26 protein-coding genes are annotated in these 24906 nt (G+C 59.4%); 21 read left to right on the top strand and 5 right to left on the bottom strand.

Annotation, left to right across the window (positions count from 1 at the left end):
* The first annotated feature begins 102 nt into the window (after positions 1 to 102).
* The 4 genes from purN (at position 103) to FG13_RS13350 (ending at position 4878) form a co-directional block, all read left to right on the top strand.
* Positions 103 to 711 (top strand): phosphoribosylglycinamide formyltransferase, encoded by a 609-nt coding sequence (gene purN / locus FG13_RS13365; RefSeq protein WP_035821555.1) that lies wholly within the window; start codon positions 103 to 105, stop codon positions 709 to 711.
* Positions 712 to 732: 21 nt separating this feature from the next.
* Positions 733 to 2052 carry an RsmB/NOP family class I SAM-dependent RNA methyltransferase gene (locus FG13_RS13360; protein WP_035821554.1) on the top strand — a complete coding sequence of 440 codons (1320 nt, stop codon included), beginning with the start codon at positions 733 to 735 and terminating at the stop codon, positions 2050 to 2052.
* Between the two features lie 125 nt (positions 2053 to 2177).
* Positions 2178 to 3536, top strand: a complete 1359-nt coding sequence (locus tag FG13_RS13355) for a mechanosensitive ion channel family protein (RefSeq protein ID WP_035821553.1) — start codon at positions 2178 to 2180, stop codon at positions 3534 to 3536.
* A gap of 172 nt (positions 3537 to 3708) precedes the next feature.
* Entirely contained in the window at positions 3709 to 4878 is a 1170-nt protein-coding gene (locus tag FG13_RS13350) for a DesA family fatty acid desaturase (protein ID WP_416208709.1), read from the top strand.
* 137 nt (positions 4879 to 5015) lie between these two features.
* On the opposite strand, the gene rpmG is transcribed toward FG13_RS13350, so the two are convergent.
* From rpmG to radC, 3 genes are all read right to left on the bottom strand, one after another.
* A complete protein-coding gene (gene rpmG, locus FG13_RS13345; protein ID WP_010400929.1) occupies positions 5016 to 5183 on the bottom strand; it encodes a 50S ribosomal protein L33 in 168 nt (55 codons plus the stop codon).
* Between the two features lie 22 nt (positions 5184 to 5205).
* The gene (gene rpmB, locus FG13_RS13340) at positions 5206 to 5442 is read right to left on the bottom strand and encodes a 50S ribosomal protein L28 (RefSeq protein ID WP_010400928.1); all 237 of its coding nucleotides are present in this window, start codon (positions 5440 to 5442) and stop codon (positions 5206 to 5208) included.
* 256 nt (positions 5443 to 5698) lie between these two features.
* A complete protein-coding gene (gene radC / locus FG13_RS13335) occupies positions 5699 to 6373 on the bottom strand; it encodes a RadC family protein (protein WP_035821549.1) in 675 nt (224 codons plus the stop codon).
* Between the two features lie 244 nt (positions 6374 to 6617).
* Between radC and FG13_RS13330 the strand changes: the two genes are divergently transcribed.
* The 7 genes from FG13_RS13330 (at position 6618) to FG13_RS13295 (ending at position 13987) form a co-directional block, all read left to right on the top strand.
* Entirely contained in the window at positions 6618 to 8468 is a 1851-nt protein-coding gene (locus tag FG13_RS13330) for a LamG-like jellyroll fold domain-containing protein (protein WP_035821547.1), read from the top strand.
* Between the two features lie 118 nt (positions 8469 to 8586).
* Positions 8587 to 9042: an FKBP-type peptidyl-prolyl cis-trans isomerase gene (locus FG13_RS13325; protein ID WP_034785165.1), complete on the top strand. Its 456-nt coding sequence runs from the start codon at positions 8587 to 8589 to the stop codon at positions 9040 to 9042.
* A gap of 12 nt (positions 9043 to 9054) precedes the next feature.
* Positions 9055 to 10002 carry a 4-hydroxy-3-methylbut-2-enyl diphosphate reductase gene (ispH, locus tag FG13_RS13320; protein ID WP_035821545.1) on the top strand — a complete coding sequence of 316 codons (948 nt, stop codon included), beginning with the start codon at positions 9055 to 9057 and terminating at the stop codon, positions 10000 to 10002.
* Positions 10003 to 10297: 295 nt separating this feature from the next.
* A complete protein-coding gene (locus FG13_RS13310; RefSeq protein WP_034747477.1) occupies positions 10298 to 11227 on the top strand; it encodes a branched-chain amino acid ABC transporter permease in 930 nt (309 codons plus the stop codon).
* Positions 11228 to 11249: 22 nt separating this feature from the next.
* The gene (locus FG13_RS13305; protein ID WP_035821542.1) at positions 11250 to 12467 is read left to right on the top strand and encodes an ABC transporter permease subunit; all 1218 of its coding nucleotides are present in this window, start codon (positions 11250 to 11252) and stop codon (positions 12465 to 12467) included.
* Positions 12468 to 12479: 12 nt separating this feature from the next.
* Positions 12480 to 13253, top strand: a complete 774-nt coding sequence (locus tag FG13_RS13300; protein ID WP_034747484.1) for an ABC transporter ATP-binding protein — start codon at positions 12480 to 12482, stop codon at positions 13251 to 13253.
* An 11-nt stretch (positions 13254 to 13264) separates the two neighbouring features.
* On the top strand, positions 13265 to 13987 hold the full coding sequence (locus FG13_RS13295) for an ABC transporter ATP-binding protein (protein ID WP_152598918.1): 723 nt from the start codon (positions 13265 to 13267) through the stop codon (positions 13985 to 13987).
* Between the two features lie 283 nt (positions 13988 to 14270).
* On the opposite strand, the gene FG13_RS13290 is transcribed toward FG13_RS13295, so the two are convergent.
* Positions 14271 to 14837, bottom strand: a complete 567-nt coding sequence (locus FG13_RS13290) for a phasin family protein (RefSeq protein WP_035821535.1) — start codon at positions 14835 to 14837, stop codon at positions 14271 to 14273.
* 350 nt (positions 14838 to 15187) lie between these two features.
* On the opposite strand from FG13_RS13290, the gene FG13_RS13285 reads away from it, so the two are divergent.
* From FG13_RS13285 to FG13_RS13275, 3 genes are all read left to right on the top strand, one after another.
* Complete coding sequence (locus FG13_RS13285) at positions 15188 to 16105, top strand: DMT family transporter (protein WP_034747493.1); 918 nt, start codon at positions 15188 to 15190, stop codon at positions 16103 to 16105.
* A gap of 19 nt (positions 16106 to 16124) precedes the next feature.
* A complete protein-coding gene (locus FG13_RS13280; protein ID WP_051959007.1) occupies positions 16125 to 16844 on the top strand; it encodes a nitroreductase in 720 nt (239 codons plus the stop codon).
* Between the two features lie 177 nt (positions 16845 to 17021).
* Positions 17022 to 18095, top strand: a complete 1074-nt coding sequence (locus FG13_RS13275; protein ID WP_035821532.1) for a serine hydrolase — start codon at positions 17022 to 17024, stop codon at positions 18093 to 18095.
* Between the two features lie 32 nt (positions 18096 to 18127).
* On the opposite strand, the gene FG13_RS13270 is transcribed toward FG13_RS13275, so the two are convergent.
* A complete protein-coding gene (locus tag FG13_RS13270; RefSeq protein ID WP_034747499.1) occupies positions 18128 to 18907 on the bottom strand; it encodes an IclR family transcriptional regulator in 780 nt (259 codons plus the stop codon).
* 151 nt (positions 18908 to 19058) lie between these two features.
* Here FG13_RS13270 and FG13_RS13265 point away from each other — a divergent pair, with 151 nt between their 5' ends.
* From FG13_RS13265 to FG13_RS13235, 7 genes are all read left to right on the top strand, one after another.
* Positions 19059 to 19442 (top strand): diacylglycerol kinase, encoded by a 384-nt coding sequence (locus FG13_RS13265; RefSeq protein WP_035821531.1) that lies wholly within the window; start codon positions 19059 to 19061, stop codon positions 19440 to 19442.
* Between the two features lie 130 nt (positions 19443 to 19572).
* Positions 19573 to 20577: a sulfate ABC transporter substrate-binding protein gene (locus tag FG13_RS13260; RefSeq protein ID WP_035821530.1), complete on the top strand. Its 1005-nt coding sequence runs from the start codon at positions 19573 to 19575 to the stop codon at positions 20575 to 20577.
* 44 nt (positions 20578 to 20621) lie between these two features.
* The gene (locus FG13_RS13255; RefSeq protein WP_034747509.1) at positions 20622 to 21188 is read left to right on the top strand and encodes an RBBP9/YdeN family alpha/beta hydrolase; all 567 of its coding nucleotides are present in this window, start codon (positions 20622 to 20624) and stop codon (positions 21186 to 21188) included.
* A 41-nt stretch (positions 21189 to 21229) separates the two neighbouring features.
* Entirely contained in the window at positions 21230 to 21868 is a 639-nt protein-coding gene (locus tag FG13_RS13250) for a peroxiredoxin (RefSeq protein ID WP_034785187.1), read from the top strand.
* Positions 21869 to 22096: 228 nt separating this feature from the next.
* The gene (gene cysT / locus FG13_RS13245; protein ID WP_099408869.1) at positions 22097 to 22906 is read left to right on the top strand and encodes a sulfate ABC transporter permease subunit CysT; all 810 of its coding nucleotides are present in this window, start codon (positions 22097 to 22099) and stop codon (positions 22904 to 22906) included.
* Positions 22903 to 23829 (top strand): sulfate ABC transporter permease subunit CysW, encoded by a 927-nt coding sequence (cysW, locus tag FG13_RS13240; protein WP_035828057.1) that lies wholly within the window; start codon positions 22903 to 22905, stop codon positions 23827 to 23829. Before cysT ends, cysW begins: the two co-directional genes overlap by 4 nt.
* Position 23830: 1 nt before the next feature.
* Complete coding sequence (locus FG13_RS13235; protein WP_035821525.1) at positions 23831 to 24901, top strand: sulfate/molybdate ABC transporter ATP-binding protein; 1071 nt, start codon at positions 23831 to 23833, stop codon at positions 24899 to 24901.
* The last annotated feature ends 5 nt before the right edge of the window (positions 24902 to 24906 follow it).

Here is a 24906-nt window from a genome sequence, read left to right as displayed (position 1 = left end):
AGCATCGTCCGGCGAAAGCGCCTGTTGTGCGATCATGTTGCGGCGCAACAATATCGCCGGCCTTTCTTGGTTCGCATCGCCATAGCGGGTACAATGCGCGCTATGAAAAATATCGTTATCCTCATTTCCGGACGCGGCAGCAACATGGAAGCGGTCGTACGCGCGGCGCAAGCCGAGCAATGGCCAGCCCGTATTGCCGCCGTCATCAGTAACCGGGCCGATGCCCAGGGATTGGTTTTTGCCGCGGAACACGGGATAGCGACGGCAGTCGTTGCCAACAAGGATTATGCCAGCCGCGAACAGTTCGATGCGACGCTGCAAGCCGTGATCGACGGTTTTGCCCCCGACCTGGTCGTGCTGGCCGGTTTCATGCGCATCCTCACGCCGCCTTTCGTCGAGCATTACGCGGGGCGCATGCTCAATATCCACCCGTCGCTGCTGCCGCTGTTCCCGGGCATGGCGACGCACCGCCAGGCGCTCGAGGCGGGCGTGACGGAACACGGCGCGACCGTGCATTTCGTGACTGCCGAGCTCGATCATGGCCCGGCCGTGGCGAGCGCGACAGTCCCCGTCTTGCCAGGCGACACAGAAGAGAGCTTATCGGCGCGCGTGCTGGTACAGGAACATCTGCTTTACCCGCGCGCCATCCGCCTGTTCATTGACGATAAACTGTCAGTCGAGCATGGCCAGGTCCGCGTGGACCCTCAATAAAATATTACAGGAAGAATAACAATGAGATTGCCACCAGCGATACTTGCCAATGCTGAAGAAGTATTGCGCGAAATTTTACGTTTCACGGCCCCGGCCGACACCACCCTGTCGCGCTATTTCCGCGACCATCCGCGCCTCGGTTCGCGCGAACGCGGCGCCATCGCCGAAGGCATTTATGCCGTGCTGCGCAACAAATCGTTCTTCACGGACTTCGCCGAAGCGGGCAGTGGCCCCACCATGCGCCGCCTGACCATCCTCGGCCTGGCCGAAGCCGTCGGTGCGGACTCCCTGGGCGGCCTGACGGAAGAAGAAGTGGAATGGCTGGAACGTATCACGCAGATCGACCGCAGCCTGATGCCGTCGAACATGCGCGCCAACATGCCGACCTGGCTGTTCGACAAGCTGATCGCCCAGTTCGGCGAAGCGGAAACCATGAAGCTGGCCGATGCGCTGAACGCGCCGGCGCCGCTGGACTTGCGCGTGAACTCGCTCAAGGCCACGCGTGACGACGTGATGCTGGCCCTGGCCGAAGCGCCGATCCTCAGCACGCCAACGCCGTTCGCGCCGCTGGGTTTGCGCGTGATCAAGAAGCCATCGTTGCAAAACCTGCCTTTGTTCCAGAGCGGCGCCATCGAAGTGCAAGATGAAGGCAGCCAGATCCTGTCGCAAATCGTCGGCGCCAAGCGCGGCGAGATGGTCGTCGATTTCTGTGCCGGCGCGGGCGGCAAGACGCTCGCATTGGGCGCGCTGATGCGCAACACGGGCCGTTTGTACGCGTTCGACGTGTCGGAAAAGCGTCTGGCCAAGCTGAAGCCACGCATGGCCCGCAGCGGCCTGTCGAACGTGCATCCGGTGCAGATCGCGCATGAGCGCGATGCCAAGATCAAGCGCCTGGCCGGCAAGATCGACCGCGTGCTGGTCGATGCGCCATGTAGCGGCCTGGGCACCCTGCGCCGCAATCCGGACGTGAAATGGCGCCAGCAGCCGAACTCGATCGTCGAGCTGCAAGCCAAGCAGGCAGCCATCCTGGCCGGCGCGGCGCGCCTGGTCAAAGGCGGCGGCCGCCTGGTGTACGCCACCTGCAGCTTCCTGAACGAAGAAAACGATTTTATCGCCGAGCAATTCCTGGCGGCGAACCCTGACTTCACCCTGGTGCCGATGAGCAAAGTGCTGGCCGAACAGAAGATCGAGCTGGAAATGGGCGACTACCTGAAATTGTTGCCGCACCTGCACCAGACCGACGGCTTCTTCGCCGCCGTGTTCGAGCGCAAGGTCATGCCGAAAAAAGTCTACGCCGATGAAAAGCCGGCCGACGACGCTGACGCAGAGCAAGCCGAATAAGTTAGTCACGGGCCGCCGCTGCAGCATCGCAGCGGTGGCCAAGCACTTGCGCCAGCCAGTCTGGCGCACGCTGTGGGCACCCCGCCCGGTTATTTCCCCGCACCATCTTCCTGACTCCATCCGCCATGAATGAAACCCCGCTGCTCAACCTGATCACTGATTTTGTCAACGATTTCCGCCAACCTGCCATTCTGTGGCAGGCGCTGGTCATCGTCGGCTGCCTGGCGCTGAGCTGGCTGCTGGTGCGGCAGTTGCGCGTGTTCCTGCACCAGCGGGCGGAAGCGGCCGCCACACCGGCCACGCCGGAAACCCTGCAGCGCACCGATAGTTTCATCCGCATCCTGACGCCTGTGCTGGCGGCCATGCTGCTGGGCATTGCGCAGCATTTCCTGGTCAAGTTCCAGTCGGTCAATCTGCTGAGCATCGCCATTCCCCTGTGCACCTCGATGGCGCTGGTGCGCTTCGGTTTTTATGTGCTGCGCCGCATTTTTGCCCGCCACGGCGACATCAGCCCGACCATGTTGTTGCTGGAAAAGATCTTCACGGTGGTGGTGTGGGCCGGCATGGCGCTGTACATCACTGGTTTGTGGCCGGAACTGCATACCTTCCTGGAAAGCATCGTCGTTCCGCTGGGGCGCAATAAAGTATCGGTGGCTGCCATCTTGCAAGCCGCTATTTCTGTGGCCGTGCTGCTGGTGCTGGCCATGTGGGCCGGCACCTCGCTCGACGAGCGCCTGATGAAAATGCAGGGCCTGCACACCTCCTTGCGGGTGGTGATGTCGCGCATGGGCCGCGCCGTGCTGATTCTTGTTTCCGTGCTGGTCAGCCTGTCGCTGGTGGGCATCGACCTGACGGTGCTGTCCGTGTTTGGCGGCGCCTTCGGCGTGGCGCTCGGTTTTGGCTTGCAAAAGATCGCCGCGAACTTCGTCTCCGGCTTCATCATCCTGCTCGACCGCAGCCTCACCATCGGCGACATGATTACGGTGGGTCAATTTACGGGCAAGGTCACGCAAATCAATACGCGCTATACTGTGTTATTGGGTGGCGATGGCGTTGAATCCATCGTGCCCAATGAAATGCTGATTTCCGGCGGCGTGCAGAACATGTCGCTGAGCAACCGCATGGTCTGGCTGTCGACGGCCGTGTCGGTGGGCTATGAAACGGATCTCGATGTCATCTTCCCCTTGCTGGAAGCGGCGACGGCCAAGGTGCCGCGTGTGTCGCAAAGCAATCCGCCATCGGCCACCCTCGTGCGTTTCGGCGCCGACGGCCTCGATGTGCAGATCGGCTTCTGGATCGCGGACCCGGAAAACGGCACCGGCGGCGTGAAGTCGAATGTGAACCGCGCCATCTGGCGCACCTTGCAGGAACATAAGGTCACTGTACCGTTTCCGCAACGCGAATTGCGTATTGTTGGTACGCCTCCTGCCCCGCTCGCGGGCGCGGCAGAGGGTGAGTCCGCCCCATCCGGCACCCAGCCTTAACCTCGCTGCCTGCCTCCGATTTTGCCTGAGAATACCCATTAGGGCGTACAATCACGCCTAAAATTAACTCTGCCGGACCTCCAGAGTCACTGGAGCGACCGTGCGCACGCCCTGTCCACTTGGAGTAGTAGTAATGACATTGAGTTCCGTTTTACACGACGTTTTGCAGTTCATGGCAACTGGCATTACCGATCTGTCCGCATGGCAAGTTTTCCTGTACACCATGGTGGTCACGCATATCACGATCGCCAGCGTCACGATTTATCTGCACCGCCACCAGGCCCATCGGGCGCTGGAATTGCACGCCATCCCTAGTCATTTCTTCCGTTTCTGGCTGTGGCTGACGACGGGCCAGGTCACCAAGGAATGGGCCGCCATTCACCGCAAGCACCATGCCAAATGCGATACGGAAGAAGATCCGCACAGCCCCGTGACGCGCGGCATCAAGAAAGTGTTCTGGGAAGGCGCCGAGCTGTACCGCGCTGAATCGAAGAACATGGAAACCATGGCCAAGTACGGCCACGGCACGCCGACGGACTGGATCGAGCGCAACCTGTACACCAAATACAGCTGGCTGGGCGTGGTATCGCTGTTCGTCATCAATTTCGTCTTGTTCGGCGTAATCGGCATTTCCGTGTGGGCCGTGCAAATGATGTGGATCCCGATCACGGCGGCCGGCATCATCAACGGCATCGGCCACTACTGGGGCTACCGCAACTACGACTGCGCCGATGCGGCCACCAACATCATTCCCTTCGGTATCCTGATCGGCGGCGAAGAGTTGCACAACAATCACCATACGTATGCGACGTCGGCCAAGCTGTCGTCGAAATGGTATGAAATCGATATCGGCTGGGCATATATCCGCGCGCTGGAAATGCTGGGCCTGGCCAAGGTGAAAAAGCTGGCGCCGGAACCGAAGTTCTCGCACGGTAAGCTGGAAGCGGACTTCGAGACCTTGCAGTCGGTCATCGCCAACCGTTACGACGTGATGGCCAAGTATGCAAAATCGATCAAGCATGCCTGGAAGGAAGAGCTGGAACACCTGAAGCACAAGGCTGAGCTGGAAAAGCGCTTCCTGAAATCGTCGCGCAAACTGATGCAGCGCGAACCGGGCAAGCTGGCCGATGCGCACCACGAGCAGTTGTCGGAATTGTTCCAGCATAGTAAGGCGCTGGAAACCATGCACCACATGCGCGTGGAACTGGGCGCCATCTGGGAACGTTCGCACTTTACGCGTGAACAGTTGCTGCAAAAGCTGCAAGACTGGTGCACGCGCGCCGAAGCGTCGGGCATCAAGTCGTTGCAGGATTTCTCCTTGCGCCTGCGCAGCTATGCATAAGTAAGCTGCAGCAGCAGATAAAAGCCCTGGTTTCCAGGGCTTTTTTTTCGTCGGTACAAATGAAGAGAGTCGGCCGAAAATCAGGGCGAAAAAAAACCGCTCATCGGAGCGGCTCTTTTTACAGAACACAAGATCAATTACTTGATTTTGGTTTCTTTGTACGTGACGTGCTTGCGTGCTTTAGGATCAAATTTCATGATCTCCATTTTCGCAGGCGTCGTACGCTTGTTTTTGGTAGTCGTGTAGAAGTGACCCGTACCGGCGGTCGATTCTAACTTGATTTTGTCGCGGCCTGATTTTGCCATGATAGCTCCCTTATTCTGCTAATTAGACTTTTTCGCCACGAGCGCGCATATCGACCAATACGGCGTCGATGCCGACTTTATCGATGACGCGCAGACCGGCGTTGGACAAACGCAGGGAGACCCAGCGGTTTTCAGATTCAACAAAAATACGACGATTCTGCAAGTTAGGCAAAAAACGACGTTTGGTTTTGTTGTTTGCATGGGAAACATTGTTGCCGACCATCGGCTTCTTCCCAGTGACTTGGCAAACACGTGCCATGGCGCACTCCTTAAAGATATTCCAAATTGGAAAAACGAGAGTATATCCAAAATAAGCCGATTTATCAATGACTTGCGAAAAACAATTGTGTCATGTTGTATTGAAATAATTTAACAATTTGACTTTTACCCTTCGCCATAGGGGAAAGCACTGGTAAACAGCGCTGTTTACTGTTAGATAAGCGTCTTGGGGCTGTCACGTATGTCCTTGTTTACACATGGTTAACTGGTAATTGAGCGGCGCCGGGCGAGATCCGCTAGATCTGGCCATGTTCCGCGAACGAATGCACTTGCCGCCCGGCCACGACGAAATGGTCGAGGATGCGCACATCCACCAGCGACAACGCTTGCACCAGCGCGCGCGTGAGCAGCAGATCCGATTCGCTCGGTTCCGGCGTGCCGGACGGGTGGTTGTGCGCCAGCATGACGCTGGCCGCGTTGTGCAGCAGCGCTTGTTTCACTACTTCACGCGGATACACGCTGGTGTGGGTGAGGGTGCCGCGAAACATTTCCTGGCTGGTGATCAGGCGGTTCTTGACGTCCAAAAACAACACGTGGAATGCTTCATGCGCCAGGTGGCCCAGGGTCAGGCGCAAATAGTCTTTGACGGCGTGCGGTGAATTGAGGGCTTGCCCCGCCTGCAAGTCTTCGATGATGGCGCGCCGCGCCAGTTCCAGCACCGCTTGCAGCTGGGCAAACTTGGCGCTGCCCATGCCGTGCACTGCGGAAAAACTCACGAGACTGGCGCCAAACAGGCCGCGCAGCGAACCGAAGTGCTCGACCGTTTCGCGCGCCAGTTCCACGGCGCTCTTGCCGCGCACGCCCGTGCGCAGGAAGACGGCCAGCAATTCCGCGTCCGACAGCGACTGCGCGCCGTCCTCGATCAGGCGTTCGCGCGGCCGTTCGCCGGCCGGCCAATCCTTGATGCCCATGCTGCCTCCCGTCGCGCCCAGCTGGTCGTGGCGCCTGCCGATGATTGTCGCGCCTTCCCCGGGCGGCCATGCTGCGCTAGCTCGTCTTTATGTCGGTTCATGGTAAAAAAACAAAAACCAAGATGCCCGGCCCGGCCATTTTCAGGCGCTATCATTTGCCTGTCGTTGCATTCCATGCAAGTTGCAGCGACGGGGAGTCAGGGCCCTGAACTCAATGTCTTCCACTTGTTTTACAGGAGTCGTCATGCCGTACATCAAAGTTATCAATGGAGTCATGCAAGAGTTCAACGCCGCCGGCGTCAATACGGGCAAGGTCAGCGGCATCGGCCTCAATGCGCATGCATATCTGGAACACCGTCAATGGAGCGTTAACGCACCGCTCGCTCCGGACCCGAAGACTCCCGATTACAGCACCGATTTGCCGTATCTTGCCGCCAACGGCTTCAAGTACCTCCAGGTGATGCTGGCGCCTTTCAAGGGCAAGGATGGCTATTGGAACTGGGGCGAAGTTGTTGGCGAGCCAAAGTTCGCAACCGACAACACGCTAACCGATGTGAATATCAAAGATTCGTACTGGCTTGCCATAACGGCGCTGCTCGATTGCGCGCTGGCCAATGGCATCGGCATCATCGCCTGCCCATTCTGGAATCCCTACGCCGTGCCGCAATTGGTGGGCGAGGCGGGCCCTGCGGGCGCTACAAAAGACGAGCAGGCCGCAGTTGCGCGGGTCGCACTGGTCAATCCACAGTCGAAAACACGCCGCTATATGCGTGCTTTTGCGCAGGCTTTTGCGCAGCACTACAGCAACCACGCGGGCATCGCCGCCTGGATGGCTGCGCAGGAACTGATGGGCGTGACCGGGATCAGCTTGACCGCTACCCGGGAAATCATCCAGGAGACGGCGCAATTGCTGCGTGACAACGATGGTCTGGCGCGCATGATTTCTTCCGGTAATGCCGGCATCGCTCATACTTCGCCCCGTCAAGGATCCTTGCAGCAATACGTCACGGAAACCTTGCCATTCGTAAATCCGGATCCGGTCGACTGTCTTTGTGAAAACCTGTTCCCGGGTAATGAATATGTCAGCAGCGCCCTGGGCAGCAGCGCGGATTTGCCGGCCGACTTCGTCTCGTCTTCGCTCGCTTACCTGCAAGTGATGCAGCGTGCCGCACATGCCTTGGGCAAGCCGTATTACCTTGGCAGCTTTTGCCTGTCGCAAAAGCAGGAGCTGGCGTTGCAAGATACCGAACGGCAAGACAACTTGCATGCCTTGCTGAGCGCCATACGCCGTACGGGCGTGCAACTGGCGTGCTATTGGGACTGGAATGGGGGGAAGCCCATGGAGGTCGACGGACTGAACCTGGTGGAGACGCCGGCCTACAGCAACGGACGCAAGGCTGTCTGGGACGCCTTGCGCGGCGAAGATGCCATGCGTCCGGCGCCGCCCACGCCTTGCTTCGGCGTAAAGAAAACCTTGCAATTCCAGCCGGGCCTGATGCTCACCGTGCCGTCGTCCGTGCGCTATGAGAGCGCCGATTTCTCGCTGTCGTATTGTATCCGGCAGCAGGCATTTTCCACGATGGTGGGCCGGGGTGGGGCTTTTGTCGCGCGTCAGGCGAACCTGAAAGGATGGACGCTGCTGACGCAGGATATCCAGACGTTCCTGTTCCTGCTCAACAGTGCTGGTGCGGGCTTCAATAACAATGGTCACGGCGTGAACGTGGATAGCGCCAACCGCTGGTTTCGCTGCACCTACACCGTCAAGCATGATGGTTCCATCAGCCTGTACGTCGACGATTTCCTGATGTCGCAGGGCAGCAAGATGGTGACGCCGTTCGTGCAGGCCATCGGCGCGCCCCTGGTGATCGGCCGCACCGTGGATGCGCTGGAGCAGGGTGCGCCCGCCTGGCAGTTGTCGGACGTCATCCTGTACGACCGCGTGCTGACGCCCAAGGAAGTGTATGACTATGGCCAGTATGGCATCGTGCACCGGCCCGTGGGGCGCTGGAAGCTCGATGGCGATCTGGAAGACAGCTCGGGCTTCGGCAATCACGCCAGCACGCCTGGCGGGTTGACGTACGTCAACGTCGGATAAGTGACAGGGCGCGCGGCCATGTTTTTTGACAAAAGCACGGCCGCGCCGAGATGGCATGGGGCGCGCTGGCTCAGGGTGGCTTACAATATCGTTTTGCACCAGTTACTTGAAAACTACTATGTCCAACGAGCAACCAGCAGTCGTCACCGAAGCGGCTTACCTCACCCTGCATTATCGTCTTGCCACTGTTGACGGTACTGACATTGTCACGACCTTCAGCGGCAATCCCGCGACCTTGATGCTGGGACAGGGCCAGCTGGCGCCATTCCTTGAGCAGCGTCTGCTGGGCTTGCCTGAAGGCACGCACCAGACCTTCGAGCTGGCGGCCGGCGAAGGCTTTGGCGAGCGCAATCCCGAGCTGGTGCAGTCCGTTTCGCGCGCAACCTTGGACGAAAACTCCGTGCCAGGCGCCGACTACAAGATCGGCGACCTGGTCGACTTTGCCGCGCCGGGCGGCGGCCGCTTTGCCGGCGTGCTGCGCGAAATGCGCGACGATTCGGCCCTGTTCGACTTCAACCATCCGCTGGCCGGCCAGCCGCTGCGTTTTGAAGTCAAGCTCATTTCGGTGCTGTAAAAAGGAATAGCGATGGATAAAGAACTGTTACTGGCCCAGCCCCGCGGTTTCTGCGCTGGCGTCGACCGGGCGATTGAAATCGTCGAACGCGCCTTGCAGCAATTTGGCGCACCGATCTATGTGCGCCATGAAATCGTCCACAACGCCTATGTGGTGGCCGACTTGCGCAACAAGGGCGCCATCTTCATCGACGACCTCGATGACGTGCCTGCTGGCAATACGCTCGTGTTTTCCGCCCATGGCGTGTCGAAAGCCGTGCGCGCCGAGGCGGAATCGCGCGGCCTGAGCATTTTTGACGCGACTTGCCCGCTGGTCACCAAGGTGCACATGGAAGTGGGCAAGATGCGCCGCGAAGGCCGCGAGATCATCATGATCGGCCACGATGGCCATCCCGAGGTGGAAGGCACGATGGGCCAGGCCGATATGGGCATGCATCTGGTGGAAACGCTCGACGATGTGGCGAAATTGCAGGTTGCCAATCCGGAAAGCCTGGCCTATGTTTCGCAAACAACGTTGTCAGTTGACGACACTAGCGACATTATTGCGGCCTTGAAAGCGAAATATCCGAATATCGCCGAGCCAAAAAAAGGCGACATTTGCTACGCCACCACGAACCGCCAGGAAGCCGTGAAATTCATGGCCCCGCAAGTGGAAGTGGTGATCGTCGTCGGCAGCCCGAACAGCTCGAATTCGAACCGCTTGCGCGAAGTGGCCGAGAAGATGGGCACGCCTGCCTACATGGTCGACAATGCCTCGCAAATCGACCCTGCCTGGCTGGAAGGCAAGCTGCGCGTGGGTGTGACGGCTGGCGCCTCGGCGCCCGAGGTGCTGGTGCAAGCCGTCATCGACCGTTTGAAAGAGTGCGGCGTGAAGAGCGTGCGCCCGCTCGACGGCGTGCAGGAAGCCGTCACGTTCCCGATGCCGAAAGGCCTCGATGGCATCAAGCGCGACGTCGCCTGAGTCGGTGGGACAATTGCGTATCGGTGAAATAGTTACCTCAAAACCGAATTTAATTCGGAAATGATCGATTTATTCCAAGCTTAGTTTTTGCAAAAGATCGTTATGATTGCCTCAAGCTTGAATATGTTGTCGTTATGACTAAGCAAGGTCACGCCCGTTTTGAGTGCGTGCACCATGCTGGTGAGAACGGTCCAGGGATGGCACTGCAGGAATTCTTCCTCCGGTGCCGTTTTTGTATCAGCGACATGTTCTGGCGGAAGTTGTTCCCGAAAAATGCATATTTGATAGGGCAATCATGGATACATTCATCCAGCAGATCATTAACGGCTTGGTGTTGGGCAGCATGTATGCCTTAGTCGCCCTCGGTTACACCATGGTGTACGGCGTTCTGAACCTGATCAACTTCGCCCACGGCGACGTGCTCATGATCGGCGCCATGGTGGGCCTGACCATCCTCAAACTGCTGGGCATTTATGTGCCGGACTGGCCCGGCTATTTGAAACTGGCCACCGCCATTCTCGGCGCCATTCCCATCTGTATTCTGGTCAACATCATCATCGAGCGGGTCGCCTACCGCCGCCTGCGCAACGCCCCCCGCCTCGCCCCCCTGATTACCGCCATCGGCGTCTCCATCCTGTTGCAAACCTTCGCCATGATGATCTGGACGCGCAATCCCTTGCCCTTCCCGCAATTGCTGTCGACCGACCCCATCAACATAGGCGGCGCCGTGATTTCGCAAACGCAAGTGCTGCTGCTGGCCCTGGCCGCGCTGTCGATGGGCGGATTGGTGTTGCTGGTGGAAAAAACACGGATGGGCCGCGCCATGCGCGCCACGGCGGAAAACCCCCGCGTGGCAGGGCTCATGGGCGTTGACTCCGACAAGGTCATCGTAGCCACCTTTGCCATCGGCGCCGCGCTGGCGGCCGTGGCGGGCGTGATGTGGGGCGCCAACTATGCCTCCATTCAATTTTCCATGGGCGCCATCCCCGGCTTGAAAGCGTTTTGCGCGGCCGTGCTGGGCGGCATCGGCAATATCTATGGCGCCATGCTGGGCGGTATCTTGCTGGGCATTATCGAGAGCCTGGGCGCCGGCTATATCGGCGACATCACGGGCGGTTTCCTGGGCAGCCACTACCAGGATATCTTTGCCTTCGTCGTGCTGATCATCGTGCTGACCTTGCGCCCGTCCGGCATCATGGGCGAACGAGTGGCCGACCGTGCCTGATGTGAAACTGGGAGATTAAATCATGGCACTACTCGATTTTGACGCTAAGAAAAATCCGACCAAAGCCTATGCCGGCATGCTGGGCCTGGCCGCGCTGCTGATGGTGTTCCCGTTTTTTGCCGCCCAGTTCGGCAACTCGTGGGTGCGCATCATCGACATGGCCTTGCTGTACATCATGTTGGCCCTGGGCTTGAACATCGTTGTCGGCTTTGCCGGCCTGCTCGACCTCGGCTACATCGCCTTCTACGCCGTGGGCGCCTACCTGACGGCCTTGCTGGCGTCGCCCCAGTTCGCCATCCTGCTCGAATCGGTGGTGAATCAGTATCCGGTACTGGGAGAAACCTTGGTGCAGCTGATGGGGCCGGAAATCCGGGAGAATGGCATCCATTTGTCGATCTGGATCATCGTGCCGCTGGCCGCTGCCGTGGCCGGCCTGTTTGGCGCCTTGCTGGGCGCGCCCACCTTGAAGCTGCGCGGCGACTATCTGGCCATCGTGACCCTGGGCTTTGGCGAGATCATCCGCATCTTCATGAACAATCTGAATGACCCGATCAATTTCACGAACGGGCCGCAAGGCATCAATCTGATCGATCCGATCCGCATCTTCGGCGTCAACCTGGCGGGCGAGGCGGGCACCAACAGCACCGTCACGGTGGCCGGTTTTTCCATGCCGTCCGTGAACGCCTATTACTTTTTGTTCCTCTTCCTGTGCATCGCTGTCGTGTTCGTAACCAAGCGGCTTCAGCATTCGCGCCTGGGCCGCGCCTGGGTGGCCATCCGCGAAGACGAGATCGCCGCCAAAGCCATGGGCATCAACACGCGCAACGTCAAATTGCTGGCCTTTTCCATGGGCGCCTCGTTCGGCGGCGTGGCCGGCGCCATGTTTGCCTCGTTCCAGGGCTTTGTCTCGCCGGAATCGTTTTCCTTGACGGAATCGATCGCCGTGCTGGCCATGGTGGTGCTGGGCGGCATCGGCCATATCCCCGGCGTGATTCTCGGCGGCGTGATCCTCGCTTCGATCCCGGAAGTGCTGCGCCACGTGGTGGAGCCGGCCCAGCAGACGCTGTTCGGCCACGTGGTGATCGAGGCGGAAGTGCTGCGCCAGTTGCTGTACGGCCTGGCCATGGTGTTGATCATGCTCAACCGTCCTGCCGGCCTGTGGCCATCGCCGAAGCATGAAGACCGGCCCGACCACGACGTCGACCAGCCGAACAAATCCACCGGCGTCGTGTCCGCTTAAGGGAGGAATAGCATGAGCGAACAGATCATTCTCAATATTGCCGGCGTAAATAAGCGTTTTGGCGGCTTGCAGGCGCTGACCGACGTGGGCATCACCATCCGGCAAGGGCAAATCTATGGCTTGATCGGCCCGAACGGCGCCGGCAAGACAACGTTTTTCAACGTCATCACCGGCCTGTACCAGCCTGATACAGGTACCTTCGAGCTGGCCGGCAAGCCGTATTCGCCGTCCGCGCCACACAAGGTGGCCAAGGCGGGCATTGCGCGCACCTTCCAGAACATCCGTTTGTTTGGCGACATGACGGCGCTGGAAAACGTCATGGTGGGGCGCCATGTGCGCTCGCACCAGGGCGTGTTCGGCGCCATCTTCCGCCACAAGGCGGCGCGCGAGGAAGAGGCGTCGATCCGCAAGCGGGCGATGGAACTGCTCGACTTCGTCGGCATTGCCCAGTTCGCCAGCCGCACGGCGCGCTTTTTGTCGTATGGCGACCAGCGGCGCCTGGAAATCGCCCGCGCGCTGGCCACCGATCCGCAACTGCTGGCCCTCGACGAACCGGCGGCCGGCATGAACGCGACGGAAAAGCTGGCCCTGCGCGAGTTGCTGGTAAAAATCAAGGCCGAAGGCAAGACCGTGCTGTTGATCGAGCACGACGTGAAACTGATGATGGGACTGTGCGACCGCATCACGGTGCTCGAGTATGGCAAGCGCATCGCGGAAGGCTTGCCGGCCGAAATACAACAAAACCCGGCCGTCATCGAGGCTTATCTGGGAGGGTCGCACGCATGAGTAACGATGGCTTGAACAAGAATGTATTGAAGGTATCGGGCCTGCACGTGGCCTACGGCGGCATCAAGGCCGTGAAAGGCATCGACCTGGAAGTCAACCAGGGCGAGCTGATCGCCCTGATCGGCGCGAATGGCGCCGGCAAGACGACGACCTTGAAAGCCATCACGGGGACTTTGCCTGAATGCAAGATCGAGGGCACGATCAGCTACCTGGGCGAATCGCTCAAGGGCACGAAATCATTTCACTTGGTGGAAAGAAAGCTGGCCATGGTGCCGGAAGGGCGGGGGGTGTTTACCCGCATGTCGATCCGCGAAAACCTCATGATGGGCGCCTACACGCGCACGGACAAGGCCGGTGTCGAGGATGACATCGCCCGCTGGTTCGATGTCTTTCCGCGCCTCAAGGAACGGGCGGCGCAGATGGCCGGCACCCTGTCGGGCGGCGAGCAGCAGATGCTGGCCATGGCGCGCGCCCTGATGAGCCATCCTAAGCTGCTGCTGCTCGACGAGCCCTCGATGGGCTTGTCGCCCATCATGGTCGAGAAAATCTTCGAAGTGATCCGCAAGGTGTCGTCCGAGGGCATCACGATCTTGCTGGTCGAACAGAACGCCCGTTTGGCCCTGCAGGCGGCGCACCGCGGCTATGTGATGGATTCCGGCCTGGTCACCATGGGCGGCAACGCGGCCGCCATGCTCGACGACCCGCGCGTGAAGGCGGCGTATCTGGGGGAGTAGAAGGGATCAGGCATAAAAAATGCCCCAGCCAGGCTGGGGCATAATGGCATCCGTCGGGGAAGTACGGGATGGATGCCTGGAGGAGCTGGTATTAAAGTAACCCCCAATAAATTATTGTGATTTCTGACTTCCATAACCGGCGCTCTGCGGCGTTACTCACTGCTAGCAGTGCTCGCACTGCGTCGCAGCGAGCGCCTTGCATAGCATCCGGTTCTGTTTGTCATAAATTCACACTAATTTCCCGAGGATTACTTAGCGGACCGCCGTAGCGGTCGCTTAATAATTACTTGGCGGCAGCGCGCGGCACGACTTTTTCAGCCGCTTGCGTGAACTGGTTCACGGCCGATGCCAGGTTCGCTTCGATGGCTTCGACGGCTTGCTTGCTGGTTTTCGAGAATTGCTCGTAGCCTGCATTGGCGTTGCCGATGGCGCTTTTCAGGATGGCGACGGCGTTTTCCGAACCGGCTGGCGCGTTCTTGGTGACTTCTTCCACCAGGGACAGGACTTTACGGTTGGTTTCAGCGATTTGCGATTCAGCAGCTTTGCTGAACTCGGCTTGCGTGCCGGACGTGATGGCAGCCAGGTGACGGCCGTAAGCGATGGCTTTTTCGGCGCCAGGCTGGGCTTGAGCAGCGCTCAGCGAGAAGAATTCTTGTGGATCTTTTGCCGACAGCAATTGCTTGGCGGCGGCGGTCGATTCTTCCAGCGTTGCCTTGGCAGCGGTCAGGTTCAGTTCGACGATCTTTTCGATGCCTTCGAAAGCTTTGCCCGTCAACGACGAGAACAGGGCGAATTGGGCTTCCAGGTTGGCTTTGGTAGCGGACGAGAATTGCTCAGGAATTGAAAACATATAAATCTCCAAAAAATCGAAATCTGGTTAATTTGATGCTGCGTGTACCGTTTGGGAAAGCAGGTGAATCTAAATTTTTCAAGCTGAACAAGAATTGTGCAACGCAACAAACCCTATTCTACGGTGAAAAAAAACGAAGTCAAGCGTTTCTTGTGCGATGCAACAATTGAATAGATTTGCATCAAAAGTCATTGTTTCTAAAGAGAAATATTTGATTTCTTGGTGTTAATGGTTTAACCCTAAACTGTTATTTCCCCGCCTTTCAGGACGGGTGCGGCGCAGCATGCTAGACTTTGCCTCCCGCACTGGCGCAGCGCCCCGGTGCCGATCCTGTTTCCCGAGTTGATACCATGTCCAATCTTCCCGCCGCGGCTGGTGCCAGCGGCAAAGCCTCTCTTCTGACCACTCTGACGCCGATGGCCTTGCCCGGCTTCTTCGTGTTGTTATGGAGCACAGGTTTTATCGTCGCCAAGTTCGGCTTGCCGTATGCGCCGCCGCTGACCTTTTTGCTGCTGCGCTTCCTGGGCGTGCTGGTGATCCTGCTGCCGCTGGTGCTGCTGTTGCGCGCGCCGTGGCCCGTGGGGCAATTCCGCCAGATCGCCGTGGCCGGCATCCTGATGCAGGCCGGCTATCTGGCCGGCGTCTGGTGCGCCATCAAGCTGGGCATGCCGGCCGGCCTGTCTGCGCTGATCGTCGGCATGCAACCCGTGCTGACGGCCTGCGCCGCGCCCCTGATCGGCGAATCCGTGCGTCCGCGCCAGTGGCTGGGCCTGTTCTTCGGCTTGCTGGGCGTGGCCCTCGTCGTGTATGCGAAGATCAACCTCGTGGGCCTGACGGTGGAAAGCGTGCTGCTGTGCGTGTTCGCGCTGCTGTCGATGACGGCTGGCACCATGTACCAAAAACGCCACTGCCCGCAATTCGACTTGCGCACGGGCACGGTGGTGCAGTTTGCCGCCTCCATCGTCGTGGTCTTGCCCTTCGCCCTGTATTACGAAGGGCTGGACCTGCACTTCAGCAACGTGCAATGGACGGCGAATTTCATCGGCGCCTTGCTGTGGTCGGTACTCGTGCTGTCCATCGGCGCCATCTTCCTGCTGTTCGCCCTGATCCGCCGCAGCGACGCGACGAAAGTGACGGGCTTGCTGTACCTGACACCGCCCACGACGGCCGTGATGGCCTGGCTGATGTTTGGCGAAGCCTTCAATATGCTGGGCATCGCCGGCATGCTGGTGGCCGTGGTCGGTGTGGTATTTGTCGTCAAGAAGTAGAGAGCGGGAGAGCAGGGCAGTGAGCAAGCAAGCATCCACCATACAGTCGGCGCAGCAAGCCGTCGACGCGGTCATTTTGTCGCGCCGTTCGATCCGCGCCTTTTTGCCCACGCCGGTGGCGCAGGACGAGATCGCGCGCATCCTGGAAGTGGCGGCGCGCGCGCCCTCGGGCGCCAACATGCAGCCGTGGAAAGTGTATGTGCTGTCGGGCGAGGCGCGCCTGCGCTTGTCGCAGCGCATCCTGGCCGCCTACGACGCGCCGAAGGCACCCGACGCGCCCGCGCGCACGGCCTCGTATATCTATTACCCGCGCCAGTGGACGGCGCCGTTCATCGAGCGCCGCCGCAAGATCGGCCTGGACCTGTACCAGTTGCTGGGCCTGGAGCGGGGCGACACAGCCGGCATGGCGGCCCAGCACGGGCGCAATTTCCAGTTTTTCGATGCGCCCGTCGGGCTGATCTTTACCATCGAGCGGGTGCTGGAGCAGGGTTCCTGGCTCGATTACGGCATGTTCTTGCAAAACATCATGCTGGCGGCGCGCGCGCGCGGGCTCGACACCTGTCCGCAGGCGGCTTTCATTCATTACCATGACATCATCCGCGACGAGCTGGGCGTGCCGGCCAGCGAAATGGTGGTGTGCGGCATGGCTCTCGGCCATGCGGATCCGGACAAGGTCGAGAATCGCCTGAGCACGGAACGCGAGCCGCTGGCCGGCTTTGTTAAATTCATGGATAAATAGACATGACTGGCGATGGGCACAGACAAACAGCCGGTTAAGGATGAGCCCGTTTGCGGATCGCCAACGATTTGTATTCCATTACTGCAATAAATACTGTCCTAACTGTTAAATAGGCTTGCGATTACTCTGCATTTCGCTACACTGCAATAATGCAACAGCTTCACGGGGAATTAACGAATGGCTAAGTTTAAACTTGCGCTGGGTATCCTGGCTTCCCTGCTGTTTGCGCTGGCGCCGGCTGCGGCCGTGCACGCCAAGGAAGCGAACGGCAAATCCTCAGCCTCCAAGAAACACAACACCAAGAAAGTCAAAGTCGTGCTGCGCAAGGGCGCGACGGCCGCGCCGCGCGACAAGACCGTGCGCCGGGTCGTCATGGTGCGCGGCAAGCGCAAAGTCATCTATCAAAAAGTCAGCAGCGTGGCCGTGCCCATGGCCGCACCGATGCCGACCATGGGCGACCTGGCCGGCCTGAACCTCACGCGCGATCCGCTCGACCTCAAGTCCAGCGTGGCGCTGGTGCTGGACCAGGCCAATGCGGAAGTGCTGTTTGAAAAGAATTCCAATGTGGCCCTGCCCATCGCCTCCATCACCAAGATGATGACGGGCCTGGTGGTGGTCGAAGCGCGCCAGGATATGGATGAAGTGCTGACGATCACGGACGAGGACGTCGACCGCGCCAAGTTCAGCAGCTCGCGCCTCAAAGTGGGGTCGCAATTGACGCGCGCGAATATGCTGCACATTGCCCTGATGAGCTCGGAAAACCGCGCCGCCTCGGCGCTGGGCCGCAATTATCCGGGCGGCTTGCCCTCGTTTGTCGACGCCATGAACAGCAAGGCACGCCAGCTGGGCATGATGGATACGCATTACGTCGATTCCAGCGGCTTGTCGAAAATGAACGTGGCCAGCGCGCGCGACCTGGGCAAGCTGGCCATGGCCGCCTTCCGCCATCCGCTGCTGCGCGAGTATTCGACGGACCCGAAAGCCATCGTCGAAGCCAGCGGCCAGCCCATGCAATTTGGCAATACGAATCACCTGGTGGCCAATCCGGGCTGGGAAATCGGCTTGCAAAAGACAGGCTTCATCAATGAGGCGGGACGTTGCTTGATGATGCAGGCTGTCATCGAAGGACGGGCCGTGATCATGGTCTTCCTCGATTCCAAGGGAAAACAGTCGCGTACGGCCGATGCGGGACGCATGCGCAAGTGGCTCGAAGCACTGAAACCAGCCAACATGAGCTTGCCTGGTGGATAAAAGAAACAGGGCAGCGTTGCTGCCCTGTTTCTTTAGTCTTGGGGTATAAAACCCAACGTCACTGAAATCTGGTTCGCCGTCTCCACCAGGTCCACCAGCCACTCATCCTGCAAGCGGTCGGCTGGCGCCGAGATCGACAGTCCCGCGATCAGCTTGCCTGTATCGTCGCGGATGCCGGCGGCCATGCAGCGCACGCCCAGTTCCAGCTCTTCATTGTCGCGCGCATAGCCGCGCTCGCGCACCAGGCTCAGCTCGCGCTCGAGCTTTTGCAGATCCGTGATGGAATTCTTGTTGTGTCCGGCCAAGCCCGTGCGCGTGGCGTAGGCGCGGATGGCTTTCGGCTCGTCGACGGAGAGGAATAATTTACCTGTCGAAGTCAGGTGCAGCGGACCGCGCCCGCCGATGGCGCGCACCACCTGCATGCCCGAGCGCTCGGAAAAGGCGCGGTCGATGTAGACGATCTCGTCGCCCTGGCGCACGGACAGGTTGATGGTTTGCTGGGTTTTCTTGTGCAGCTGGCGCATGAAGTCCAGCGCCGCTTCGCGCACGCTGAGGCGGCTTTTCACCACATTGCCCAGTTCCAGCAGGCGCATGCCCAGCCGGTAGGTACCTGGTTCGATGCGGTCGACAAAGCGCGTCAGCACCATGTCGTTGAGGATGCGGTGCGCCGTGGAGGGGTGCAAACCGGAAACTTTTGACAATTCCTTCAGGCTGACCGGGTCGGAATATTTGGCCAGGGCATCGAGCAGGGCGACCATGCGTTCGATCACCTGTATCGTTGTCTTCGGGGCAGCGACCGGTTCAATTTTCATGATGGATTTGGTGCAATGCAGTATTCATGCTTCTTTATACCATGATGTGAAAAAATAGTGAAATGTTCCGAGATATTCAGCGAATAAATGGTCACACTGCTATGTCGCCCCCATAATGTGCCCACTGCACTTGCTTTACATATGGAAAACTATGCAACCTGTAAATGAATTCAAAAGTAAAAGTGGCTTGAAGCGGATCTTTTCTGCCTTTTTCTACTCGCTCGATGGCTTGAAAGCGGCCTGGCGTCATGAGCATGCGTTCCGCCAGGAACTGGGCCTGTTCGTCGTCGGCACGGTGATCGCCTTGCTGCTGCGCATCTCCGCGTTTGAAAAGCTGGTGCTGATCGGCGTGCTGTTGCTGGTCTTGATCGTGGAACTGATCAATTCGGCAATCGAAGCCGTGGTCGACCGCATTTCGCTGGAACGCCATCCGCTGTCGAAAAACGCCAAGGATTTCGGCAGCGCCGCCGTGCTGCTGACCTGCATCCTGGCCTTCGCCACCTGGGCCGTGGTCCTGTTCAACCGGTTCTATTAACTGCTAAATCCCCGTTGCGCCTCGCCCATATGCGAAAATCGCATATCAAACGGCGAAACGCTTCGTTCTCTTTGCGGCCATGGCGCCGTAATCTGGTGGCTCTGAAAGTTCAACCACTCGGGGATCTTAGATGCTGTCGAAAAAAATCATCATTGCCGCCGCCATCAGCGCGTTTGCCCTTCTGCAAACGGCGCAGGCTGCCGATATCACCCTGCTCAACGTGTCGTATGACCCGACGCGCGAGCTGTACCAGGATGTGAACACGGCGTTTGCCAAGGAGTGGAAAGGCAAGACGGGCGACAACGTCAAGATCAAGCAATCGCACGGCGGTTCCGGCAAGCAGGCGCGCGCCGTCATCGATGGCCTGGAAGCGGACGTGGTCACGTTGGCCCTGGCCTACGACATCGACGCGCTGGCCGAGCACAAGCTGCTGGCCGCCGACTGGCAAAAGCGTTTGGTGCACAACAGCTCGCCTTACACCTCGACCATCGTGTTCCTGGTGCGCAAGGGCAACCCGAAAGGCATCAAGGACTGGAATGACCTGATCAAACCGGGCGTGTCCGTCATCACGCCGAACCCGAAAACTTCGGGCGGCGCCCGCTGGAACCATCTGGCCGCGTGGGGCTACGCGCTGCGCCAGCCGGGCGGCAACGAAGCGAAAGCCAAGGATTTCCTCGGCAAGCTGTATAAAAACGTGCCCGTGCTCGATTCCGGCGCGCGCGGCGCCACCACCACCTTCGTTGAACGCGGCATCGGCGACGTGCTGATCGCCTGGGAAAACGAGGCGTATCTCGCCGTCAAGGAACTGGGCCCGACCAAGTTCGACATCATCACGCCATCCGTCAGCATCCTGGCCGAGCCGCCCGTCGCCGTCGTCGACAAGTTTGCCGACAAGCACGGTACGCGCAAGGTGGCCGAGGCTTACCTGAATTACCTGTACACGGACGAAGCGCAAGACATCATCGCCAAAAATTACTACCGTCCGGCAACGGACAAGGCGGCGAAGAAATATGCATCGCAGTTCGCCAAGGTCAATCTGTTCACCATCGAGCAAGTGGCGGGCGGCTGGACGACGGCACAAAAGGCGCACTTTGCCGACGGCGGCATCTTCGACCAGATCTACCAGCCTAAGTAATACCGGATGGCACGATTGCCAGACCGTTACTAAAAGGACACATCATGGCGCTGCGCAGCTTTTCCGATTACCGGGTACTGATCGTGCCGGGCTTGCATAACAGCGGCCCCGAGCATTGGCAGAGCCGCTGGCAGCGCCTGTATCCGCAATTCGAGCGGGTCGAGCAGGACGACTGGAACGCGCCCGACCTGGCCACCTGGTCGGCGCGGCTGGATCAGGTGCGCCGGCAAGATGCAAGACCAACCCTGATCGTCGCCCACAGCTTCGGCTGCCTGACGACGGCGCATAGCCTGGCCCGCGATCCGCAGGGCGTGGCCGGCGTGCTGCTGGTGGGGCCGGCCGACCCGGACAAGTTTGGCGTGGCGAAGGCATTGCCGCAAAAGCGGCTGCCTTGCCCCGGCATCCTGATCGCCAGCCAGACGGATCCATGGATGACGGCCGAGCACGCGGCGCAGTGGGCACGGCGCTGGAATTGCAAGTATATTGATGGCGGTGCGCTGGGCCATATCAACGCCGAGTCGCGCCTTGGCGACTGGGTCTACGGCCAGGCGCAGCTGCAAACACTGTTTGATCTGGCGCAAAGCGACAAGCGCCACCGTCAGGCAGCCTGATTCGACGAATTCGATTGCACATAACCTCACAGGAGATCACGATGACTTTACGCCTGGGCGATGTCGCCCCTGATTTTGAACAAGACAGCTCGATCGGCCCGCTCAAGTTCCACGAGTGGGCTGGCAATTCCTGGGTGGTGCTGTTTTCCCACCCGGCCGACTTTACCCCCGTCTGCACGACGGAACTGGGCCTGACGGCCAAGCTCAAGCCCGAATTCGACAAGCGCAACGTGAAGGCCATCGCCCTGTCGGTGGACGCGGCCGAGTCGCACAAGAGCTGGATCAAGGATATCGAAGAGACGCAAAACACGGTGGTGGGCTTCCCCATCATCGCCGACGTCGACAAGAAAGTGTCGGTACTGTACGACATGATCCACCCGGAACAGTCCGTCACGGCCACCGTGCGCTCCGTCTTCATCGTCGACCCGAACAAAAAGGTACGCCTGATCCTCACATATCCGCTCAGTACGGGCCGCAACTTCAATGAAATCCTGCGCGTCATTGACGCTTTGCAACTGACGGACGGCTACACGGTGGCCACGCCCGGCAACTGGAAAGATGGCGACGACGTCATCATTCCATTGACCGTGCAGGATCCGGACGTGATCAAGCAGAAGTATCCGAAGGGGTTTACGGCTGCCAAGCCATACCTCCGTCTGACGCCGCAGCCAAATAAATAAACGTTTCAGCTTTCATAAAAACGCACCTGTTCGGTGCGTTTTTTTTCGCCCGCAGCTTTCACGGCAGGTATGCAAAATCCATCTAAGCAAATGAGAAATGGTTAGTTCTTTTTATAACGATTGCATGTGATTATTGCGTCCTATAACTCAAAAATGTAATAAGAAGGGGTTTCTATGTCTGCAGCATCAGCAGCACCGCTCAAGGCGCGCGGAGCGCCGTTTCGGGTCATGCCGGGGTTTAAGCTGTCACTGGGCTTCACGCTCTTTTACCTGGCCCTGATCGTTCTCATTCCGCTGTCGTCGGTGTTCCTGAAAACGTTCACCATGACATGGGACGCCTTCTTCAGCGCCGTCACGTCCGACCGCGTGATGGCGTCGTACCGGCTGACGTTTGGCGCCTCGCTGATCGCCGCCCTGTTGAACGTGGTGTTTGGCGGCATCCTGGCCTGGGTGCTGGTGCGCTATAAATTCCCCGGCAAGCGCATCATCGACGCGCTGGTCGACTTGCCGTTCGCCCTGCCGACGGCCGTGGCCGGCATCACCCTGACGGCTTTGTATTCGTCGAACGGCTGGTTCGGCCAGTTCATCGAAGGCGTGCTGGGCATCAAGGTGGCGTTCACGCCGCTGGGTGTGGTGGTGGCGCTGACCTTCATCGGCTTGCCCTTCGTCGTGCGTACCGTGCAACCGGTGCTGGAAGACGCGGAAAAGGAACTCGAAGAAGCGGCCGCCAGCCTGGGCGCCAATTCATTGCAAACGTTTATCCGCGTCATCTTCCCCACCATCTTGCCGTCCTTGCTGACGGGCTTTGCGCTGGCCTTCGCCCGCGCCACGGGCGAGTACGGTTCCGTGATCTTTATCGCCGGCAATATGCCGATGGTGTCGGAAATCACGCCGCTGTTCATTATTACCAAATTGGAACAATACGATTACGCAGGCGCCACGGCCATCGCCGTGGTGATGCTGGTGGTCTCCTTTTTGCTGTTGTTGACGATTAACCTGCTGCAAGCATGGACGCGCGGAAAGGCGAAGAAATCATGAGTACGAATACGACTGCCGCCGCTGGCGTGGACAAGGCGCTGCCGACGGCGCGCCGCTTCGAGCCGAACGTCGGCCCTGTCGTGCTGGAACCATTGTGGGTGCGCACGGTCTTGATCAGCATCGCCTTGCTGTTCCTGACGGCCTTCCTCATCGTGCCCCTGGTGGCCGTGTTTGCGGAAGCATTCAAGAAGGGCTGGGAAGCGTACATCGCCGCCATCATCGATCCGGACGCGATTTCCGCCATTAAATTGACCCTGATCACGGCCGCCATCGCCGTGCCGCTGAACCTGGTATTCGGCGTGGCCGCTTCCTGGTGCATCGCCAAGTTCGAATTCCGCGGCAAGAGCATTTTATTGACCCTGATCGACTTGCCGTTTTCCGTTTCCCCGGTGATTTCCGGCCTGATCTATGTGCTGATGTTTGGCGCCCAGGGCTGGTTCGGCCCGTGGCTGCAGGCGCACGACATCAAGATTTTGTTCGCCGTGCCCGGCATCGTGCTGGCCACCATCTTCATCACCTTCCCGTTCGTCGCGCGTGAACTGATTCCGCTGATGCAGTCGCAGGGCAGCGAAGAGGAAGAGGCCGCCATCGTGCTGGGCGCTTCGGGCTGGAATACGTTCCGCCGAGTCACCTTGCCGAACATCAAGTGGGGCCTGCTGTATGGCGTGATCCTGTGTAATGCCCGCGCCATGGGCGAGTTCGGCGCCGTGTCCGTCGTCTCCGGCCATATCCGAGGCGAAACCAACACCATGCCGCTGCAGGTGGAGATTCTGTACAACGAGTACAACTTCGCCGCCGCGTTTGCCGTCGCCTCCCTGCTGGCCTTGCTGGCCTTGGTGACCCTGGCCTTGAAAGCTTTCATTGAGTGGCGTTTGAACGAGAGCGACGCCGACGATTCCGCCTTACGTTCTACGGAGCACTGATATGACCATCGCAGTTAAAAACATCAATAAACGTTTCGGTGATTTCGTCGCCCTCGACAATATCTCGCTGGACTTTCCCGCCGGCGAATTGACGGCCCTGCTGGGCCCGTCGGGCTGCGGCAAGACCACCTTGCTGCGCATTATTGCCGGTCTGGAACACCCTGATAGCGGCCAGGTGCTGCTCGATGCGGAAGACGCGTCGAACCGCCACGTGCGCGAGCGGCAAGTCGGTTTCGTCTTCCAGCACTATGCGCTGTTCAAGCACATGACCGTGTTCGAGAACGTGGCCTTTGGCTTGCGCGTGAAGTCGCGCAGCGAGCGCCCGTCGGAAGACCAGATCCGCCGCAAGGTGAAAGATTTGCTGGAACTGGTGCAGCTGGACTGGCTGGCCGACCGCTATCCGCCGCAGCTGTCGGGCGGGCAACGCCAGCGCATCGCCCTGGCGCGCGCGCTGGCTGTCGAGCCGCGCGTGCTGCTGCTCGACGAACCGTTCGGCGCGCTTGACGCCAAGGTGCGCAAGGAATTGCGCCGCTGGCTGCGTCGCCTGCATGACGACTTGCACGTGACCAGTATTTTCGTCACGCATGACCAGGAGGAAGCGCTGGAAGTGGCGGACCAGGTCGTACTGATGAACAAGGGCACCGTCGAGCAACTCGGTTCCCCAGAGCAAGTCTACAACCATCCGGCTTCGCCCTTCGTGTATGGCTTCCTGGGCAACGTCAACCTGTTCCACGGCCGCGTGCATGACGGCGTGATGGCGACGGGCGACGCCAGCTTCGAGGTGCCCGATTACGCAGGCGTGAGCGACAGCAAGGGCACGGCCTACGTGCGTCCGCATGACCTGGAAATCGACCGCTACACGCAGGGTGCGGAAGGCATCGTCGTGAAACTGAGCCGCGCGCATGCGATCGGTCCGCTGGCCCAGCTGGACTTGCAGCGCGTCGATAACAGCGAGCTGATCGAAGCGGTGATGTCGAATGAGCGTTTTACCCATCTGCAGCTGAAGGAGGGCGAGACGTTAGTTGTTCGCCCGAAACGGTTACACGTGTTCGTTGAACCGACAAGAACCTAAAAGGT

Source organism: Janthinobacterium sp. RA13 (assembly GCF_000745325.1).
Lineage (GTDB): Bacteria > Pseudomonadota > Gammaproteobacteria > Burkholderiales > Burkholderiaceae_D > Janthinobacterium > Janthinobacterium rivuli.
This window is presented reverse-complemented; position numbering and strand designations above follow the sequence as displayed.